This window comes from Metabacillus dongyingensis, from assembly GCF_019933155.2.
Classification (GTDB): domain Bacteria; phylum Bacillota; class Bacilli; order Bacillales; family Bacillaceae; genus Bacillus_P; species Bacillus_P dongyingensis.
Genome location: NZ_CP082944.1, coordinates 3,597,072 through 3,616,608, shown reverse-complemented (window position 1 = coordinate 3,616,608; position 19,537 = coordinate 3,597,072). Strand labels below are relative to the sequence as shown.

Annotated in this window: 22 protein-coding genes; 20 read left to right on the top strand and 2 right to left on the bottom strand. The window is 40.5% G+C overall.

Annotated elements, in window-relative coordinates:
- Window positions 1-9: 9 nt before the first annotated feature.
- The 3 genes from K8L98_RS17960 to deoC all read left to right on the top strand — a co-directional run bounded on the left by K8L98_RS17960 (window position 10) and on the right by deoC (window position 2,983).
- A complete protein-coding gene (locus K8L98_RS17960; protein WP_223436804.1) occupies window positions 10-765 on the top strand; it encodes a 16S rRNA (uracil(1498)-N(3))-methyltransferase in 756 nt (251 codons plus the stop codon).
- Window positions 766-770: 5 nt separating this feature from the next.
- Window positions 771-2,129, top strand: a complete 1,359-nt coding sequence (gene mtaB, locus K8L98_RS17955; protein ID WP_223436802.1) for a tRNA (N(6)-L-threonylcarbamoyladenosine(37)-C(2))-methylthiotransferase MtaB — start codon at window positions 771-773, stop codon at window positions 2,127-2,129.
- Between the two features lie 182 nt (window positions 2,130-2,311).
- A complete protein-coding gene (gene deoC, locus K8L98_RS17950; RefSeq protein ID WP_223436800.1) occupies window positions 2,312-2,983 on the top strand; it encodes a deoxyribose-phosphate aldolase in 672 nt (223 codons plus the stop codon).
- Between the two features lie 45 nt (window positions 2,984-3,028).
- Here the strand turns inward: deoC and K8L98_RS17945 are convergent, their stop codons facing one another.
- Window positions 3,029-3,973: a Na/Pi symporter gene (locus tag K8L98_RS17945; protein ID WP_223436798.1), complete on the bottom strand. Its 945-nt coding sequence runs from the start codon at window positions 3,971-3,973 to the stop codon at window positions 3,029-3,031.
- A 208-nt stretch (window positions 3,974-4,181) separates the two neighbouring features.
- Here K8L98_RS17945 and rpsU point away from each other — a divergent pair, with 208 nt between their 5' ends.
- Window positions 4,182-4,355 carry a 30S ribosomal protein S21 gene (gene rpsU / locus K8L98_RS17940; protein ID WP_015595024.1) on the top strand — a complete coding sequence of 58 codons (174 nt, stop codon included), beginning with the start codon at window positions 4,182-4,184 and terminating at the stop codon, window positions 4,353-4,355.
- Window positions 4,356-4,368: 13 nt separating this feature from the next.
- Window positions 4,369-4,815 (top strand): GatB/YqeY domain-containing protein, encoded by a 447-nt coding sequence (locus K8L98_RS17935; protein WP_070875428.1) that lies wholly within the window; start codon window positions 4,369-4,371, stop codon window positions 4,813-4,815.
- Here K8L98_RS17935 and K8L98_RS17930 read toward each other — a convergent pair.
- Window positions 4,810-5,112, bottom strand: a complete 303-nt coding sequence (locus K8L98_RS17930; RefSeq protein ID WP_223436796.1) for a hypothetical protein — start codon at window positions 5,110-5,112, stop codon at window positions 4,810-4,812. The genes K8L98_RS17935 and K8L98_RS17930 overlap by 6 nt on opposite strands.
- 166 nt (window positions 5,113-5,278) lie before the next feature.
- On the opposite strand from K8L98_RS17930, the gene K8L98_RS17925 reads away from it, so the two are divergent.
- The 15 genes from K8L98_RS17925 (at window position 5,279) to glyS (ending at window position 19,356) form a co-directional block, all read left to right on the top strand.
- Window positions 5,279-6,577, top strand: a complete 1,299-nt coding sequence (locus K8L98_RS17925; protein WP_420828879.1) for an NfeD family protein — start codon at window positions 5,279-5,281, stop codon at window positions 6,575-6,577.
- A gap of 16 nt (window positions 6,578-6,593) precedes the next feature.
- Window positions 6,594-7,586 carry a flotillin-like protein FloA gene (floA, locus tag K8L98_RS17920; protein ID WP_223436794.1) on the top strand — a complete coding sequence of 331 codons (993 nt, stop codon included), beginning with the start codon at window positions 6,594-6,596 and terminating at the stop codon, window positions 7,584-7,586.
- Between the two features lie 29 nt (window positions 7,587-7,615).
- A complete protein-coding gene (locus K8L98_RS17915) occupies window positions 7,616-8,068 on the top strand; it encodes a hypothetical protein (protein ID WP_223436792.1) in 453 nt (150 codons plus the stop codon).
- A gap of 61 nt (window positions 8,069-8,129) precedes the next feature.
- Window positions 8,130-8,417, top strand: a complete 288-nt coding sequence (gene yqfC, locus K8L98_RS17910) for a sporulation protein YqfC (RefSeq protein ID WP_223436791.1) — start codon at window positions 8,130-8,132, stop codon at window positions 8,415-8,417.
- A gap of 16 nt (window positions 8,418-8,433) precedes the next feature.
- Entirely contained in the window at window positions 8,434-9,618 is a 1,185-nt protein-coding gene (gene yqfD, locus K8L98_RS17905) for a sporulation protein YqfD (RefSeq protein WP_223436789.1), read from the top strand.
- A gap of 3 nt (window positions 9,619-9,621) precedes the next feature.
- Complete coding sequence (locus tag K8L98_RS17900; RefSeq protein ID WP_223436786.1) at window positions 9,622-10,581, top strand: PhoH family protein; 960 nt, start codon at window positions 9,622-9,624, stop codon at window positions 10,579-10,581.
- 62 nt (window positions 10,582-10,643) lie between these two features.
- Window positions 10,644-12,821 carry an HD family phosphohydrolase gene (locus tag K8L98_RS17895; RefSeq protein WP_223436784.1) on the top strand — a complete coding sequence of 726 codons (2,178 nt, stop codon included), beginning with the start codon at window positions 10,644-10,646 and terminating at the stop codon, window positions 12,819-12,821.
- Between the two features lie 59 nt (window positions 12,822-12,880).
- On the top strand, window positions 12,881-13,297 hold the full coding sequence (gene ybeY / locus K8L98_RS17890; protein ID WP_420828878.1) for an rRNA maturation RNase YbeY: 417 nt from the start codon (window positions 12,881-12,883) through the stop codon (window positions 13,295-13,297).
- The gene (locus tag K8L98_RS17885) at window positions 13,269-13,646 is read left to right on the top strand and encodes a diacylglycerol kinase family protein (RefSeq protein ID WP_420828877.1); all 378 of its coding nucleotides are present in this window, start codon (window positions 13,269-13,271) and stop codon (window positions 13,644-13,646) included. Before ybeY ends, K8L98_RS17885 begins: the two co-directional genes overlap by 29 nt.
- Before the next feature lie 115 nt (window positions 13,647-13,761).
- Window positions 13,762-14,160: a cytidine deaminase gene (locus K8L98_RS17880; RefSeq protein ID WP_223436782.1), complete on the top strand. Its 399-nt coding sequence runs from the start codon at window positions 13,762-13,764 to the stop codon at window positions 14,158-14,160.
- Complete coding sequence (gene era / locus K8L98_RS17875) at window positions 14,153-15,067, top strand: GTPase Era (RefSeq protein ID WP_223436780.1); 915 nt, start codon at window positions 14,153-14,155, stop codon at window positions 15,065-15,067. Before K8L98_RS17880 ends, era begins: the two co-directional genes overlap by 8 nt.
- A 111-nt stretch (window positions 15,068-15,178) precedes the next feature.
- Complete coding sequence (locus K8L98_RS17870; RefSeq protein ID WP_070875439.1) at window positions 15,179-15,322, top strand: YqzL family protein; 144 nt, start codon at window positions 15,179-15,181, stop codon at window positions 15,320-15,322.
- A gap of 32 nt (window positions 15,323-15,354) precedes the next feature.
- Window positions 15,355-16,110 (top strand): DNA repair protein RecO, encoded by a 756-nt coding sequence (gene recO, locus K8L98_RS17865; protein ID WP_223436778.1) that lies wholly within the window; start codon window positions 15,355-15,357, stop codon window positions 16,108-16,110.
- 299 nt (window positions 16,111-16,409) lie between these two features.
- On the top strand, window positions 16,410-17,300 hold the full coding sequence (gene glyQ, locus K8L98_RS17860) for a glycine--tRNA ligase subunit alpha (protein ID WP_223436776.1): 891 nt from the start codon (window positions 16,410-16,412) through the stop codon (window positions 17,298-17,300).
- Complete coding sequence (gene glyS / locus K8L98_RS17855; protein ID WP_223436774.1) at window positions 17,293-19,356, top strand: glycine--tRNA ligase subunit beta; 2,064 nt, start codon at window positions 17,293-17,295, stop codon at window positions 19,354-19,356. The genes glyQ and glyS overlap by 8 nt, the downstream gene beginning before the upstream one ends.
- The last annotated feature ends 181 nt before the right edge of the window (window positions 19,357-19,537 follow it).

Below are 19,537 nucleotides of genomic sequence, written 5' to 3'. Positions count from 1 at the left end.
TGCTCATCTGTGCAGCGTTATTTTATAAGTGAGGAAAAAGAAAATTTAACATCCAGAATGACAATCACGGGAGACGATGTTCATCACATCTCCCGTGTTATGCGTATGAAGCCCGGCAGCAAACTGATTTGCTGTACTTCAGATGGACAGGCAGCGCTTTGTGAAATAGAAGAAGTAAATGATGATGCAGCAGTATGCAGGATTATTGAATGGCAGACTGCTGATCATGAACTTCCAGTATCAGTCACGATTGCGAGCGGGCTGCCTAAAGGGGATAAGCTGGAATGGATACTTCAAAAGGGCACAGAACTTGGTGCTGCTTCGTTTATCCCTTTTAATGCTGCTCGTTCCGTTGTAAAGCTTGATGCAAAGAAAGCAGTTAAAAAAGTGGAGCGCTGGAGAAAGATTGTGAAAGAGGCTTCTGAACAATCCTACCGCAACTTAATCCCGGACGTCTTTGAGCCATGCAGCTGGAAGGAACTTATTCATCGTTCTGCTTCATATGATCTGAAAATCGTGGCATATGAAGAATCAGCTAAAAGCGGGGAACTTTCCAATCTTGCGAAAGCATTAAATGAAAGTAATCCAGGTCAATCCATTCTGGTAGTATTCGGACCAGAAGGCGGATTAACGGAAGAAGAAATAGAACAGCTGACAAATGCAGGTTTTAAAGCCTGCGGACTCGGGCCGAGAATCTTACGGACGGAAACGGCTCCGCTATATGTTTTATCTGCCGTTTCTTATTATTTTGAATTATCGAGGTGATTACCATGCCAACCGTAGCATTTCATACACTTGGCTGTAAAGTAAACCATTATGAAACAGAAGCTATCTGGCAGTTATTCAAGGACGCAGGCTATGATCGTTCTGAATATGAAAGTAAAGCTGATGTTTATGTCATAAATACATGTACAGTAACGAATACAGGCGATAAAAAAAGCCGTCAGGTCATTCGCCGTGCAATTAGAAAAAATCCGGACGGGGTTATTTGTGTAACAGGCTGTTACGCTCAAACGTCTCCTGCTGAAATTATGGCGATTCCGGGTGTTGATATAGTAGTAGGTACGTCTGACCGTGTTAAAATGCTTGACTATATTGAGCAATTTAAGAACGAAAGACAGCCCATCAATGGCGTCAGCAATATTATGAAGGCCAGAGTTTATGAAGAACTTGATGTACCGGCATTTACAGACCGTACTCGTGCATCATTGAAGATCCAGGAAGGCTGCAACAACTTCTGCACGTTCTGCATCATTCCGTGGGCACGCGGCTTAATGCGCTCCCGTGACCCCAAAGAAGTCATTAAACAGGCTCAGCAGCTTGTTGATGCAGGCTACAAAGAAATTGTATTAACAGGAATTCATACAGGAGGATACGGCGAAGACATGAAGGATTACAACTTCGCTATGCTGCTTCGTGATCTGGACACTCAGGTTCATGGTTTAAAGCGCATCAGAATCTCGTCCATTGAGGCAAGTCAAATTACAGACGAAGTCATTGAAGTGCTTGATCAGTCAGATAAGATTGTCCGCCATTTGCATATCCCGATTCAATCAGCTTCAAATACTGTATTGAAAAGAATGCGACGTAAATACACAATGGAATTCTTTGCTGAGCGTTTAGCACGCCTGAAACAAGCTTTGCCAGGGCTTGCTGTAACTTCTGACGTTATCGTTGGTTTCCCTGGTGAAACGGATGAAGAATTCATGGAAACATATAACTTTATTAAAGAACACAAATTCTCAGAGCTTCATGTTTTCCCTTACTCCAAACGGACAGGCACACCTGCTGCAAGAATGGATGACCAAGTGGATGAGGAAATTAAAAATGAACGTGTTCATCAGCTGATTGCCCTATCCGATCAGCTTGCCAAAGAATACGCATCTGTTTATGAAGACGAAGTTCTTGAGGTTATCCCTGAGGAACTATATAAAGAAGATCCTGAAAGCGGTCTTTATGTCGGATATACGGATAATTATTTGAAAGTTGTTTTCCCTGCAACAGAAGAAATGGTCGGGAAAATTGTGAAGGTGAAAATGACTAAAGCTGGCTATCCGTACTCGGAAGGACAGTTTGTACGTGTCATGGAAGATGAACCGGCAGCTGAAAGTATGCGAAATATCTCTTAACCTGGTCGATAAAGACCGGGTTTTTTATTTTTATATTTAAACAGAGGGAATGCACTTTTCTTTTAAAACAGGTTTAGAATTATTTTACTGGTGTAAATTAAGTTTGTACTCGTATTTTTTTGGGGGAAATGTTAAGATGTAAGAGGTCAGACGACTAATTAAATGGAAAAGGGGTACTACATATGTCAGTAAATATTGGCAGTATGATTGACCATACAGCGTTAAAGCCAGAAACAACAAAGGCTCAAATTGAAACATTATGCGCAGAAGCAAAGGAATATAAATTCGCATCTGTCTGTGTAAATCCAACTTGGATTGAAACAGCGGCTGCTCTGCTAAAAGGAACAGACGTAAAAGTTTGTACTGTAATCGGTTTCCCTCTCGGAGCGACTACAGTTGAAACAAAAGCATTTGAAACAAAAGATGCAATTGCAAAAGGTGCTACAGAAGTTGATATGGTAATCAACATCGGCGCATTAAAAGATAAAAATGATGAGCTTGTTGAGCGCGATATCCGTGCTGTTGTAGAAGCAGCTAAAGGAAAAGCGCTTACTAAAGTAATTATTGAATCATGTCTTTTAACAGATGAAGAAAAAGTAAGAGCCTGCGAATTATCAGTTAAAGCCGGAGCGGATTTTGTTAAAACTTCTACTGGTTTTTCAACTGGCGGAGCAACTGTCGAGGATATCGCTCTTATGCGCAAAACAGTTGGACCTGATGTTGGAGTGAAAGCTTCAGGCGGCGTTCGTGACCGCGCAGGAGCGCTCGCAATGGTGGAAGCTGGCGCAACTCGCATCGGTGCTAGTGCTGGAATTTCAATTGTTAAAGGTGAAGTTTCAAACTCTGATTATTAATTCCTGACTATAAAAGACTGCTGAATTTTTTTCGGCAGTCTTTATTTATTTCTCTCTAAAAAAAGTTGAAAATGAAACAACGAAACTGCCGAATGCATTTGCAAAAGGCAGCAATGCAAGTGAACTGATGACATTAAAAATCAGACTGAAGTGTGCCAGCTGCATATCAGGCTGTGAAGATAAAGTTTGAACAGCCGCACTGCAATGTGAAATGAAAGGATAAAATGCGGCTACACCGATTACATTTACCCATACATGTGCATAGGCGGTCAGCTTTGCTTCTTGATTGGCTCCGGCTGCTGCCATCATGCCTGTAATACAAGTGCCGATATTAGCTCCAAGAACATAAGCAATGCCTGCACTGAGCGTAAGAATATCGGCATTTAAAAAACTCATAATAATGCCCACAGTGGCTGCACTTGAATGAATAATTGCTGTTAAAACCGTCCCGCTTAGAACTCCTGCAAAAGAGTGTTCATTTGTGTACAGCAATAACTCTTTAACTAGATTCAGCTCGGATAGCGGATAAGCAAGCCGGCCAAACCCTGCCATCGCTGAAAAAAGTGCGCCTAGCCCCATAAAAACAGCACAAATTCGCATCAGCGCTTCTTTTTTAAAGACAGCTCCCAGTAAAAGACATAGAAATCCTATAATGAAAAGGGGAAGAATCAAAGATCCAATATCCAAAGCGATTAATTGTGTAGTGAAAGTAGAGCCGATATTTGTTCCAAGAATAATTCCAATCGTCTGTTTAAACGAGATGACTCCAGCTGAAACAAGGCCTATAACAATTACCATCACAGCTGAACTGCTTTGCAGAATGCCCGTGAATATGATTCCAGCTATAAAAGCTTTGACAGGATGATTAATACAAGTATATATCCAGTTTCTCATTGCATGTCCGGATAGAATGGACAGACCTTTTTTCAGCAAATGCATACCTGCTAAAAAAACAATTAAGTAAAGCAAGAAAAAGCCTGCAGCCCCCATCAAATCACCTCTTATTAAAAAATATATGGACAAGCGCCCTGCTGCATGACTGAAATTTAGGGGGGGAATGCACGAAGTTAAGAACTTTTTTTTATATAAGTTGACCTCGGCGAAACGTTATATTATAATTGCAAAGTACATGTTTTCTTTAAACATGTTTATTAAACAGATGATGTCGATTGGTTGTATTCGGAGGGAGGGAATAAGAATGTCAAAAACGGTCGTTCGTAAAAACGAGTCGCTTGAGGACGCTCTTCGTCGCTTCAAACGTACAGTATCAAAAAGCGGTACTATACAAGAAGCAAGAAAGCGCGAATTCTATGAAAAACCTAGCGTAAAACGTAAGAAAAAGTCTGAAGCTGCTAGAAAACGCAAATTCTAAAGAGGGTGGATTTATGAGTCTTCTTGAGCGTTTGAATCAAGATATGAAACAAGCGATGAAGAACAAAGAGAAGGACAAACTGGCTGTTATCCGCATGGTGAAAGCCTCATTACAAAATGAAGGCATCAAGCTGGGTAAACAGGAGTTGTCTGCTGAAGAGGAACTGACTGTGTTTTCTCGCGAATTAAAGCAACGTAAAGACTCCCTCCAGGAATTCAGTAAAGCTGATCGCTTAGATTTAGTTGAAAAGACACAGGCTGAACTTGATATTTTAACTGTATACATGCCAAAACAGCTTTCGGAAGAAGAGCTTCAAGCTATTGTGAAAGAAACAATTGCAGAAGTAAATGCAACTTCTAAAGCAGACATGGGTAAAGTTATGGCTGCGATCATGCCTAAGGTAAAAGGTAAGGCAGATGGCGCGCTTGTCAATAAAACTGTAGCTGGACAGCTATCATAAAAAGACGGAAAGCACCTTGTTCATTTGAACAAGGTGTTTTTTATGGTTTAAATGAAAAAAACAGATCGTATCAAATTTAGCTGAAAAAAGATCATTTAAGCCAAATGCAAAAAAAGTGGATAAATAAGAAAAGCAGCTAAACGGGGCGCTTCCGCTTTTCCCATTGTCCAGCTCCACCGCCCAATTCCTCGGCCAGAACGTCTCAGCCTGAAAAGTCAAACCCGGACTTTCCACTGAGCCTCTTCTGACTGTCGGAGCTAAACGGGCGCTTCCGCTTTCTGTATTGTCCAGTTCCACCTCCTTGCCCCTCGGCCAGGCTCTGAATAGTCGGTTCCACATTTCTAATGAGAATTTTTCATAAAAACGAAACCTATACTTAAGATGAAACGTATTACAAATACACCTTACGATTGAAAGGGGGCTTTCGATTCAATTGATAAGCAATCATAACCGTTTGTTTCATATATTATTTGGATTTGTTTTGTTTCTTTCCCTGTTTGGCAGTTCGTATATGCCCGCTGCAGATAATGCTTCTGAAAAAGTAGCGGTCATACCAATTGAAGAAACCGTTGAAAAAGGCTTATCACAATTTATTAAAAGATCTTTTAAGGAAGCAAGAGCAGAAAATGCCGACCACATTATTCTCGATATAAATACTCCGGGCGGAGCGGTTGATGCTGCACTTGAAATTGCGGACACAATTAGAGCATCAGATATTCCTGTAACCGCTTTTATTGATAAAAGGGCATTGTCTGCCGGAGCTTACATCGCTTTGAATGCTGATCAAATTTACATGGTTCCGGGAGCTAAGATGGGCTCTGCTGCTATTATTGATTTAGAAGGCAATACGGCTGATAAGAAAGCAGAATCCCTCTGGCTGGCTGAAATGAAAGAATCAGCAGAACAAAATAACAGAGATTCAAAATACGCACTTGCTATGGCTGATCCTGATGTGGACCTTCCTGAGTATGGAGCAGGCAAGGGTGATCTATTGACTCTGACCGCAGAGCAGGCGGTAGAGGTAAATTATGCAGAAGGCATTGCTGAAAACCTGGACAGTTTGTTAAATGCACTACACTTAGGTTCTGCCGAAGTGATTGGAATGGAGGTTAGCTTTGCTGAGAAAGTTGCAAGATTTGTGACCAATCCAATTGTGATACCAATCCTGCTTTCAATTGGAAGTCTTGGACTTATCGTTGAATTATACAGTCCTGGTTTTGGTCTTCCGGGCTTTATGGGCTTATCATCCCTCTTTCTTTTCTTTTACGGGCATTATATAGCAGGGCTTGCCGGACTCGAAACCGTAATTTTGTTTATCGTTGGCTTAATTCTTGTGGCCGCTGAGTTTTTTGTTCCCGGCGGCATTATAGGCTTTATTGGATTTGGAGCCATCCTATTGAGCTTTTTTATAGCAACTGATGATATTGCATATATGGCATTTTCATTAGTTGTGGCATTACTCGTTGCCGTAACGGCAGCCATCATATTTGTAAAGGTGTTTGGAAAACGTATGAATATATTTAAGAAACTAATCTTGCGTGATTCTACAAATACTGAAAGCGGGTATGTTTCAAATCGGAATCGTTTGGAGCTGATCGGGAAAACTGGTATAGCTCTCACATCCATGAGACCATCAGGAACAGCCCTCATAGATGATGAACGAATCGATGTTGTTACAGAAGGAATGTATATAGCAAAAGATCAAAAGATTAAGATTGTTAAAGTTGAAGGGTCACGTGTTGTCGTGAGAGAAATCCTTTAATACAAGGAGGAGTATAATGGATCCGTCATTGCTTTTAACGTTAGGGTTAATTGTTATTGGAGTTATATTAATAGGTGTTTTATTTACTTTTGTACCGATTACTCTGTGGATTTCAGCACTTGCTGCGGGAGTTCGAATCAGCATCTTTACTCTTATTGGAATGAGGCTTCGCCGTGTAAGCCCAAATCGAATTATCAATCCGTTAATTAAAGCTCATAAAGCTGGACTTGGTGTGACGATTAATCAGCTTGAGAGTCATTATTTAGCGGGCGGTAATGTAGACCGGGTAGTTAATGCCTTAATTGCCGCAGAGCGTGCGAATATTGAGCTTTCTTTTGAGCGCTGCGCAGCGATTGACCTTGCAGGGCGTGATGTATTAGAAGCCGTTCAGATGAGTGTAAATCCTAAGGTTATTGAAACGCCGTTTATCGCCGGTGTAGCAATGGATGGAATTGAAGTAAAGGCCAAAGCACGTATTACGGTCCGTGCAAATATTGAGCGGTTAGTCGGGGGAGCCGGCGAAGAAACGATTATTGCCCGTGTAGGTGAAGGCATTGTAAGTACAATCGGTTCTTCAAGCAATCATAAAAAAGTCCTTGAAAATCCTGATATGATTTCTCAGACAGTGTTGAATAAAGGCTTAGATTCCGGAACTGCTTTTGAAATTCTTTCGATTGATATTGCAGATGTTGATATCGGCAAAAATATCGGAGCTATCCTTCAAACAGATCAAGCTGAGGCTGATAAGAAAATTGCCCAGGCAAAAGCTGAAGAACGCCGTGCTATGGCAGTAGCCCTAGAGCAGGAAATGAATGCAAAAACACAGGAAATGAGAGCGAAAGTAGTGGAAGCGGAAGCGACAGTCCCGCTTGCAATGGCTGAAGCTTTGCGAAATGGGAAAATTGGCGTCATGGACTATATGAATTTTGAAAACATCAATGCAGATACAGATATGAGAGATTCAATCGGAAAGTTATCAAAAGATCAGCCGGATCATGATAATAAATAGGGAAAGCTCGATAAAGGAGGTGCTGACGAATGGACTTAGTTGAATTTATTCTTAGCAATCCATTAGTTATTGCAGGCCTTATCTTTGTTTTATCATCCTTATTCGGCAAAAAAAAGAAGGGAAAACAACAGCGAAGGCAAAAGGAAAACCCAGCAACTGCCGCATCTGTCCCTGTACCGTCAATTGAACAGACCGAAACTAAGCCGGAAGCTAAAGAACGAATGAAAGAAGCGATTGATACAATAGAAACAAGATATCACTCAGTAAAAAGTGAAATGAGCGAACTTGGAAATGAAATTGGCTCAGCGGCAGATGAAATTCAAGCGGAAATTCAGACTGACTCGAAAAACAGTCAGAATGAGCGCACGAAAGCAAACCCTGTCATAAATAAGGATAACGTTGTGCAAGGAATTATTTGGAGCGAAATTCTCGGTTCACCAAGGTCTAAAAAGCCGCACGCCTCTGCCAAACGCCGAGTTTAAAAAAGAAGTGTTAGAACCCCCTTTCAACTCATACATATGAGATGAGAGGGGGTTCTTTTTTATGGCGAAAAGATGGCGACAGCATGTAGCGAAATGGATCTCACGAACAGTAGAAATACCCCAGGATGTCATGATGGATCTTCCCCGCATCACGATGATCGGCCAAATACATATTTATATTGAAAATCATAGAGGGCTGCTCACTTTTACAGATAATGAACTTCGGCTTTTACTCAAACAGGGACAGCTTCAGATTAAGGGTGAAGCTTTTGTTATAAAAACGATTTTGCCGGAAGAAATCCTTCTGCAGGGAAAAATCGACCAAGTTAATTATTTAGAACAATCTTGAATATAGGAGGATAACAATGAAAAACCAATGGACCCATTTCTTTTACGGCGTCATTAAAGTGACAATCACAGGCAGAGGCACTGAAAGATTTATTAACGACTGCATCAGGAAGGACGTACCTGTATGGAATGTAAGAAGAGAAGAGGGGGCGGTCTCTTTTTTTATTCGTCTGAAAGATGTACATGCCATTCGGGCTGCGGCGCGCAAAAATGAATGCAAATGTTCATTGAAGAAAGTGTCCGGCTTGCCTTTTCTAATTCAGAAATCCTTGAAAAACAGTGGTTTTGTCATTGGATTCGCACTATTTTTTACCGTTATTCTTCTTTTATCCAACATGATCTGGGGAATTGATATAAAAGGAGCAAAGCCCAGCACTGAACATCTTATAAAAAAAGAGCTTGATGCAATGGGTGTGAAGGTTGGGAAACTGCAGTTCTTTACTCTTGATCCTGATTCCATACAAAAAAACCTGACAAACAATATCAAAGAGCTTACATGGGTTGGAGTTGAACTGAAGGGCACAAATTATCATTTTGAGGTTGTCGAGAAAAATGAACCGGAAAAAATCATGTATTCAAGTCCACAGAATATCGTTGCAAGAAAAAAAGCGGTTATAACTAAAATGTACGTTGAAAAAGGACAGCCTGCGGTATCTATTAATGAGCATGTGAAGAAAGGGCAGCTGCTTGTTTCGGGAATAATAGGCAATGATAATAATAAGCAGAAAGTGGCAGCGAAAGCAGAGATACTGGGAGAGACATGGTACCGCTCTGAAGTGGCAGTGCCTATTCATACTACATTTAATGTTTTTTCTGGAGATGACAAACGCAAGTATTACTTAGAACTTGGGTCATGGGAGCTTCAGGTTTGGGGATTTAAGCAGGACATGTTTAAAGAATTTGAAGTGGAGAAAGACATAAGATCTGTTAAATTTCTGAATTGGAACTTGCCGATTGGATACGGTAAAAAAATCTACCGCGAAAAAGAAGTTGTTAAACGCAGTTACACAAGTGAGGAAGCACGGACAGCTGCCCTTGAACTCGGCAAAAAAGAATTATTAAATGAATTGGGAGAAGAAGCGGAAATAAAGGGTCAAAAAGTTTTGCACCAGACGAACGAGAATGGTAAAGTAAAACTAACAGTGCTCTACCAAGTTATAGAAAATATCGTAAAAACTACACCAATTGTTCAGGGAGATTAAATAATGCCAGAAGAACTAGTTACGATAAATCAGCAAGTAGAAAACCCAAATGAAGCGGTTGCTCTGTTTGGAAATAATGATGCACATTTAAAGCGTATGGAAGATGAACTGAACGTCTCCATTGTAACGAGAGGCGAAGCAGTTTACGTATCCGGGGACCCTGACAGTGTTCAGACTGTTACTGATGTATTGAAGTCGCTGTTAGTCCTGATCCGCAAAGGAATCACGATCAGTGAACGGGACGTTTTATACGGAATTGAAATGGCAAAACGCTTAAAACTTGATGAATTTGAAGCATTATATGTAGATGAGATCAGCAAAGACGCCCGCGGGAAATCAATCAGAGTTAAAACTCTTGGACAAAGACATTATATCTCTTCTATCAGGAATAAAGATCTCGTCTTTGGAATTGGCCCTGCAGGTACAGGAAAAACATATTTAGCCGTTGTCATGGCAGTGAGTGCCTTAAAGAATAACAGCGTTAAAAAAATTATTTTAACCAGACCTGCGGTAGAAGCAGGAGAAAGCCTTGGATTCCTTCCAGGGGATCTTAAAGAAAAAGTTGATCCTTATTTGCGTCCTCTTTACGATGCTTTGCATGATGTGCTTGGAATGGAGCACACGCAAAGATTAATTGAAAGAGGAACAATAGAAATTGCTCCTCTAGCCTACATGAGAGGCAGAACGCTTGATGATGCTTTTGTTATTTTAGATGAGGCACAGAATACGACACCTGCGCAAATGAAAATGTTTTTGACGAGGCTTGGGTTTGGTTCAAAAATGGTCATTACAGGAGACATTACTCAGGTTGACTTGCCAAAAGGCGTTAAATCAGGACTTGCTGCCGCAAAAGAAACATTAAGTTCTGTCAGCGGCATTGCTTTTAACGAACTGCAGCAATCAGATGTTGTTCGCCACCCGCTGGTTGCGAAAATCATCGAAGCATATGATCAGACGAAGTGACCCGACAGCCCGATTTCGGGTCACTTTTTTCATGATTGCAGAGGGGAGCAGGGGGTGAGGTTATGAAAACGAAGCAAAAGCCTAAATTTAGTCAGTTAATCGAAAAAGTAAAGAATTATAAATTTATACATATATCGATGTATGTCATGCTTGCCGCTGTTATTTTTGTCTCGCTTTACAGCAATGTAAAGCCGGAAACGATTGATGTAGAACTGTTCACTTATTCCGATCAGACGATCATTGCCCCTACACAGGCAGATGATACCTATGAAACGGACAACAAGCGCCAGGAAGCCTATGACGCAGTTGAAGATGAATATGTTTTAAGAAAAGACTATGTCGTAAATAGAGTAGAAGTCATAACATCCATTTTTGATTTTGTAAAAGAAACGAATAAAGAGGCAGCAGATGAAATAAAACTACAGAATGAAAATGTCACAGAGGGTGAAGAAGCCTATTCTATTTCTGCAGATGAAAAACTTAAACGTTTAAAGGACAAGCTTACTTCCGATATTAGAGAAAAAATTCCTGATGATGCCTTCAGAGCGCTGCTGGACTCTTCAGACAATGAATTGGCTATTGCAAAAGATTCAATCATTACGGCCGTTAATCGCGTAATGAGCGATGAAATTCCTCTTCAGAAACAGGATGAAGCAAAGGATCTTGTCGAAGAAGATCTTAAGTCTTCTACACTGAGGGCTGACTTATCAAATGCAGCTGTTCAGCTTGGAAGATATGCGGTGATTGCAAACTATGTATTTGATCTTGATGCAACGGAAGAAAAAAAGCAGCAGGCATATGATGATGTGAAAGAAGTGCAGATTAAACAAGGCCAGATTCTCGTTGAAGAAGGCGGTTACATCAGCAGAGACATCTACCGCAAGCTTGATCTAGTCGGGCTTCTCGATAATCAGCTGGCACTAAAGCCGTTTGCAGGACTAATGCTGATTATTCTTTTAATTATTGCGACGCTCATTTATTATTTTGAAGCACCTGATAAGCCTTCAGAGAGAAAGAATCACTCTCTTATTCTTTACGTTTTAATTTTCAGCATTACGATCCTGCTCATTAAAATCATCAGTTTCTTTCAGGAAATTGATTATTCGAATGTAGGATATCTGGTTCCGGTTGCAATGGGCGCTATGCTTATTAAGCTTCTTCTTCACGAGAGGCTTGCCATTTTAACGAGTATAATTTTTGCCGTCTGCGGCAGTATTATCTTTAATGAAGGCGTTACGGGTACCTTCAATTTTACCATCGGCGTGTATTTCCTGTTTGGAAGTATAGCGGGAGTCTTATTTCTGAATGAGCAAAATGTCCGTTCCAGAATTCTTCAGACTGGATTATTTGTAGCCTTGATTAATATCCTTATCATCACTTCTATCCTATTAATGCAAAATGGAAGCTATTCAAACATTGAGCTCGGTTCATACTTTATCATGGCCCTTGCGTCTGGACTTGTTTCTTCTGTTTTGACTATCGGATTTATGCCGTTTTTTGAAACGGGGTTTGGAATACTGTCTACTATGAAATTAATTGAATTATCGAATCCAAATCATCCGCTTCTCCGCAAAATATTAACTGAAACACCGGGCACATATCATCATAGTGTCATGGTTGCCAACTTGTCTGAGGCAGCTTGTGAAGCAATTGGTGCGAATGGCCTTCTTGCTCGTGTGGGAGCGTATTACCATGATATTGGAAAAACAAAACGGCCTCAGTATTTTATCGAAAATCAGATGAATATTGAAAATCCGCATGATAAATTGTCACCGCAGTTAAGCAAGAATGTTATTATTTCTCATGTGTCAGATGGTGCAGAGCTACTCCGCAGGCATAAAATGCCAAAGGAGTTTGTTGATATAGCCGAACAGCATCACGGAACAACGTTATTGAAGTTTTTCTATCATAAGGCAAAACAAAATCATCCTGATATTTATGAAGAAGAGTTTCGTTACCCGGGACCTAAACCACAGACCAAAGAGATTGCGATTATCTCAATAGCTGACAGTGTTGAAGCTGCAGTGAGATCCATGTCGAGTCCAACTCCTGATAAAATTGAAAAGCTTATTCGCGGTATTATTACAGACAGACTTCAGGATCATCAGCTAAACGAATGTGATTTAACGCTCAGAGAGCTGGATATTATTGCAAAATCATTCAGTGAAACATTAAAAGGTATTTTTCATTCCAGAATCGAATATCCGGAAATTTCAAAACAGAAGGTGAAACAAGCATGACTAGAATGATTATTGATATGATTGATGAAACAGAATTGCTGACAGAAGAACAGCTTGAAATGGTTGAAACACTGCTTCAGCACGCAGCTGAAGCTGAACGCGTTGCACAGGACGCTGAGCTGTCTGTTACATTTGTCGATAATGAAAAAATTAAAGAAATCAATCGGGTTTATCGCAGCAAAGATCAGGTTACAGATGTCATTTCTTTCGCCATGGAAGAACAGGGGAAAGGTGAAGTTTCAATTGTAGGGGTGGACATGCCTCCAGTTTTAGGAGATATTATTATATCTGTCCCCCGTGCATCTGAACAGGCTGAGGAATATGGTCATTCCTTTACAAGAGAGCTTGGCTTCCTGGCTGTTCACGGTCTGCTTCATTTGCTTGGCTATGATCATATGACAGAGGAAGATGAGAAAAAAATGTTTGGAAAACAAAAAGAAATCCTGGATGCATATGGGCTCAAAAGGGAGATCTGAGCGGGAACGTTTCATTAGAAGCTTTTCCTATGCGTGGGATGGGATAAAGAGCACATTTAGATCTGAACGTAATTTTCAAATACATACCGTCATTTGTATTCTTGTTGCCGCTGCAGCTTTCTTTTATCATATCACGCTCACTGAATGGCTTATCATCCTTTTTTTAATAGGGGGAATGCTGTCGCTTGAGCTGATGAACACGGCCGTAGAACGGCTTGTGGACCTTGTCACGGCAGAATATCATCCGCTTGCAAAAGCAGCTAAAGATGCTGCAGCAGGTGCTGTTTTGATTTATGCAGTGCTAGCAGTTATTATAGGGTTAATCATCTTTATCCCTAAAATTTTATAAGTTATGAGAAAATTCTTACAATTAAATTACATTTGCGGCATCTGCGTGAAATTTCACCTCATTTTAGGTAAAATAGAAATACATGGTGTCGCCAAAACAGAAAGGGAGTAGAGCTTTGAACTCTGAACAACTCATCAAAGAAGCAAAAGCAGCACGCGAAATGGCATATGTTCCTTATTCCAAATTCCAAGTTGGGGCTGCTCTATTAACGAAAGACGGAAAAGTATACAGAGGCTGCAACATTGAAAACGCCTCATACGGCATGACAAATTGTGCTGAACGGACAGCGTTGTTTAAAGCTGTTTCAGAAGGCGACAAAGAGTTTGCAGCCATCGCAATTGTTGCTGATACAGAAGGTCCTGTTTCACCGTGCGGAGCCTGCAGACAGGTGATTTCTGAACTTTGTCCAAAGGACATGAAGGTCATCCTGACAAATCTGAATGGTGATGTAAAAGAATGGACAGTGGCAGATTTATTGCCCGGGGCATTTTCAGCGGAGGATCTTCATGAATAGAAATGAACCTGAATACAAATCCGGCTTTGTTTCCATCATTGGAAGACCAAATGTAGGGAAATCAACGTTCCTTAATCGGGTGATTGGCCAAAAGATTGCGATTATGAGTGACAAACCTCAGACTACACGCAATAAAATACAAGGCGTATACACAACAAATGAATCTCAAATTGTTTTCATAGATACACCAGGAATACACAAACCAAAGCACAAGCTCGGTGACTTCATGATGAAAGTAGCGCAAAACACGTTAAAAGAAGTAGATGTTGTTTTGTTCATGATTAATGCTGAAGAAGGATACGGCCGCGGTGATGAATTTATTATTGAAAAACTGCAGCACACAAAAACACCTGTATTTTTGATTATCAATAAAATCGATCAGATCCATCCTGATCAATTGCTTCCATTAATTGATCAATATCGAGCTTATTATCCATTTAAAGAAATCATTCCAATCTCTGCGCTGCAGGGGAACAATGTCGATACGCTGCTTGAACAGATTGAATCCTATTTGCCTGCAGGTCCTCAATACTATCCTGCAGATCAAGTAACAGATCATCCTGAGAGATTTATTATTTCTGAATTGATCCGCGAGAAGGTGCTGCATTTAACCCGGGAAGAAATTCCTCATTCAGTTGCCGTTGTTATTGATGCTATTGAGAGACGGGACAATAACCAGTCTATTTATGTCAGCGCAACGGTAATTGTTGAACGTGATTCACAAAAAGGTATTGTCATCGGCAAGCAGGGGAAAATGCTGAAAGAAGTGGGACAGAGAGCCCGTGTCGACATTGAGGCGCTGCTTGGCACTAAAGTCTTTCTCGAGCTGTGGGTAAAAGTTCAAAAGGATTGGCGCAATAAAATGACCCAGCTTCGGGATTTCGGATTTAGAGAAGATGAATATTAAGCTTTTTAACAAAATTTGTTTAACATGAAACGAAGGATCTCAGGTCAAGATAACGATATAGAAATTGGATTATAGCTTGCTTGTCTTAACGACAGAAAGGTGGGGGTTTACATGTTGGATTTTACCTGGAAAGTCTTTATTCAAACAGGTAATATTGATACCTATCTTCTTTTTAAGGAACTGGAAAAAGATACTGGTGACGGACCCGATTCACAAGATCATGAGCTGGCGGAAGCTGACTTTCCAATTTCGTGATCTGACCAAATCCTTCTGGATGGTGAGAAAGATTGCTTCAAAAGTGTGAAGGCATTGTCATTAGAACAAATGATTACGGTGAAACAAATAAAATTGTGACAATCTATACCCGTGAACTTGGGAAGGTGGGGGTAATGGCCAGAGGGGCAAAAAAGCCTAATAGCCGGTTAACCTCTTCCACTCAGTTATTCACATACGGGTATTTCTTATTTCAGAAGTCTTCCGGACTAGGAGGGCTGCAGCAGGGCGAGACCATTTCTTCTATGAGGGGGATTAGGGAAGATATCTTTCTGACGGCATATGCTTCATATACAGCAGAATTGCTTGATAAAAGCACAGAGCAAAATGAGCCTAATCCCTTTCTTTTTGAATTATTCAATCAGACCCTTCAGCTCCTGAACGAAGGCGTTGATCCTGATGTCCTGCTTTATATTTTTGAGATGAAAATCGTGAATGTTCTTGGGTTATATCCGCAGCTTGATTCATGCGTAAACTGCAGCAGCAAGGATGGAACCTTTCATTTCTCAATAAGAGAAAACGGTTTTATCTGTCACAGATGCTTCGAGGTCGATCCGTACAGACTGCCGATTTCCCAGGCTACCGCTAAATTATTGCGTTTATTTTATTATTTTGATTTAGAAAGGCTGGGGAAAGTAACTGTAAAGCCGGAAACAAAAGCTGAACTTAAATTGGTGATTGATTCCTATTACAGTGAATACTCAGGAATATTTCTAAAGTCAAAAAAATTTTTAGATCAGATGGAATCATTAAAAGGGAAACTGACTTAATTTATACATATTGACTTTATCTTCTGTTTCTATTATGATGCTTGTAAATTAATATGTTGCTGTGAAGGAAAAAGAGTATTTGCATGACGTTATGAAAAGCGACCTTAGGATAGTGCGAGCTAAGGGATAACCGGCAAAGAAAGGCGTTTCTTGAGCGACTTTACCGGAAAGAGGCTGATGCATAATATGCATTGGCAATTAGGGTGGAACCGCGGGTTAACTCTCGTCCCTATGCTGCTATCAGACAGCATAGAGACGGGAGTTTTTTGTTTTATTTAAGATATTTGGAGGTGCTTGGTTTGAATATTCAAGACATGATAGTAACATTGCAAAAGCATTGGTCAGATCACGGCTGTATTTTAATGCAGGCCTATGATACTGAAAAAGGAGCAGGGACGATGAGTCCATACACGTTCCTGAAGGCGATAGGTCCTGAACCGTGGAGAGTGGCTTATGTAGAGCCATCCCGCCGTCCTGCTGATGGCCGCTACGGGGAAAACCCAAACCGCCTTTATCAGCATCATCAATTCCAGGTTATCATAAAGCCGTCTCCTGACAATATTCAGGAATTGTATTTGGATTCATTAAAAGCTTTGGGAATTGATCCGCTGAAACATGATATCCGTTTCGTTGAAGATAACTGGGAGAACCCTTCACTTGGCTGTGCTGGACTTGGCTGGGAGGTCTGGCTTGATGGAATGGAAATTACTCAGTTTACCTATTTCCAGCAAGTGGGCGGAATTGAGTGCAAACCCGTATCTGTTGAGATCACATATGGCATTGAACGCCTTGCTTCCTATATCCAGGATAAAGAAAATGTATTTGACTTAGAATGGACAGATGGATTTACCGTTCGCGATATTTTCTTGATGCCTGAATATGAGCATTCAAAATATACATTTGAAACGTCAGACGCTGATATGCTGTTTAATCTATTTTCGATCTATGAAAAAGAAGCGCATCGGCAAATGGACGAAGGACTCGTACATCCCGCTTATGACTATGTTTTGAAATGCTCCCATACATTCAACCTCCTTGATGCAAGAGGAGCCATTTCTGTAACAGAGAGAACGGGATACATTGGACGTGTAAGAAACTTAGCAAGAAAAGTGGCAAAAACGTTTTATGAGGAAAGAGAAAAACTAGGATTTCCAATGCTGAAAAAAGAGGAGGCTAAAACAGATGAGTAAACATGATTTGCTGCTTGAACTCGGACTTGAGGAATTGCCTGCAAGATTTGTAACGGATGCAATGAATCAGCTTTCTCTAAAAGTAACGAACTGGCTGAAAGAGAAAAATATCACTTTTGGTGAAGTAAATGTTTTTTCAACACCAAGAAGACTTGCGGTGCAAATCGAGGGTGTTGCTGCTAAACAGGATGATATCGAGGAAGAAGCTAAGGGACCTGCCAAGAAAATTGCGCTTGATGGAGACGGAAACTGGTCAAAAGCTGCTGTCGGATTTTCTAGAGGACAGGGAGCAAGTGTTGAAGATATTTTCTTTAAAGAAATTGGCGGCATTGAATATGCTCATGTCCATAAGTTCATAAAAGGAAAAGAAACGAATGAGCTCTTAGCAGATATAAAAGAGATCATTACCGGCCTTACGTTTCCTAAAAATATGCGCTGGGGATCTCAGGACCTGAGATTTGCAAGACCGATAAAATGGATGATCGCTCTGTACGGCCAGGAAGTGATTCCTTTTAACATTACTGGCGTGCAAACAGGAAAAGAAACAAGAGGACACCGTTTTTTAGGCTCAGATCAAATCATTGATCATCCATCTGAGTATGAAAAGGCTCTTCTTTCACAGTTTGTCATTGCTTCTCCTGTAAAAAGAAAAGAAGCTATTCTAACTCAGCTGCATCATATTGAAGAAGAAAATAAGTGGAACATTCCAATCGACAAAGATTTATTAGAAGAAGTGACAAATCTGGTTGAGTATCCTACTGCTTTATTTGGAAAATTTGAAGAAGAATACCTGTCTCTTCCGGAAGAAGTGCTTGTGACAACGATGAAAGAACATCAGCGTTATTTTCCTGTAAAAAATGCGGAAGGACAATTGCTTCCTTATTTTGTAACAGTAAGAAATGGTGACCACAATCATATTGAAAATGTGGCAAGAGGAAATGAAAAAGTCTTGCGCGCACGTTTGTCAGACGCAGCATTCTTTTACAATGAAGACCAAAAGCTTGTGATTTCGGATAATGTGAAAAAACTTGATAAAATTGTTTTCCATGAAGAGCTTGGATCTACTGGAGATAAAGTCAGAAGAATGACTGCCCTGTCAAAAACTCTAGCTGAGCGATTTAATGTTTCCTCCGAAGAAAAAATACATGCCTTGCGGGCAGCTGAGATTTGCAAATTTGACCTTGTTACTCACATGGTTTATGAATTTCCTGAATTGCAGGGGATAATTGGTGAAAAGTACGCCAAGGCATTTGGTGAAGCAGAAGAAGTTGCTGCGGCTGTGAATGAGCATTACATGCCGCGGCATGCTGAAGATTCAGCACCTGCAACAACTGCAGGTGCGATCGTGGCATTAGCAGATAAACTTGATACGATTGCAGGTTTCTTCTCTATCGGCGTCATTCCGACTGGTTCACAGGATCCCTACGCCCTTAGACGCCAGGCAAGCGGTATTGTTCAAATCCTTTTAGCGAAAAAGTGGACTATTTCTTTAGAAGAATTATTTGACATTGCTCTTGCGCCTTTTAATGAAATTGATCAAAATAAAGTAAAAAATGAACTCCTCGCATTTTTCAAAATGAGAGTAAAGCATGTTCTTGATGAGAAGAAAATCAGATATGATATTATTGATGCAGTGCTTGGCGCAGGCCAAATGGAACTGACAGCCATCATGAACAAAGCAGCAGTTTTAGAAAATGCAGCTAAAGATGAAAGCTTTAAGGGTATTATGGAAGCTTTTGCGAGAGTTCAAAATATCTCGAAAAAAGCAATCGGGGAAGCTGTTAATCCAGAGCTCTTTAAAAATAAAGAGGAGCAGGAGCTATATGATCAATATTTGCAGGTGAAAGAGGAGTATGAAACACATTCAGCCGTCGGTGAGTACAATTCTGCATTTGCATCCCTCCGTACATTGCAGCCATTTATCGAATCATATTTTAACGAAACAATGGTTATGGCTGAAGACGATGCTTTGAAAAATAATCGTCTTGCACAAATGAAAAATCTTGCTGTATTGATTGAATCCTTTGCTAATATGGATGCTGTCATTGTAAAGTGATAAAGTCAGACGGTTGCCTGAAAGAGGGCAATCGTCTGCTTCATTTTATAAAGATTGAATTTTAATAAGTAAAAATGATAGGCATTCTCTTGCGTCTTAGCGGTCGGTTCCGCATTTCTTGTTGTCCAGCTTCACCTCCCAGCCCCTCGGCCAGAACGGCTCCGCCAGTAAAGGCAAAAAG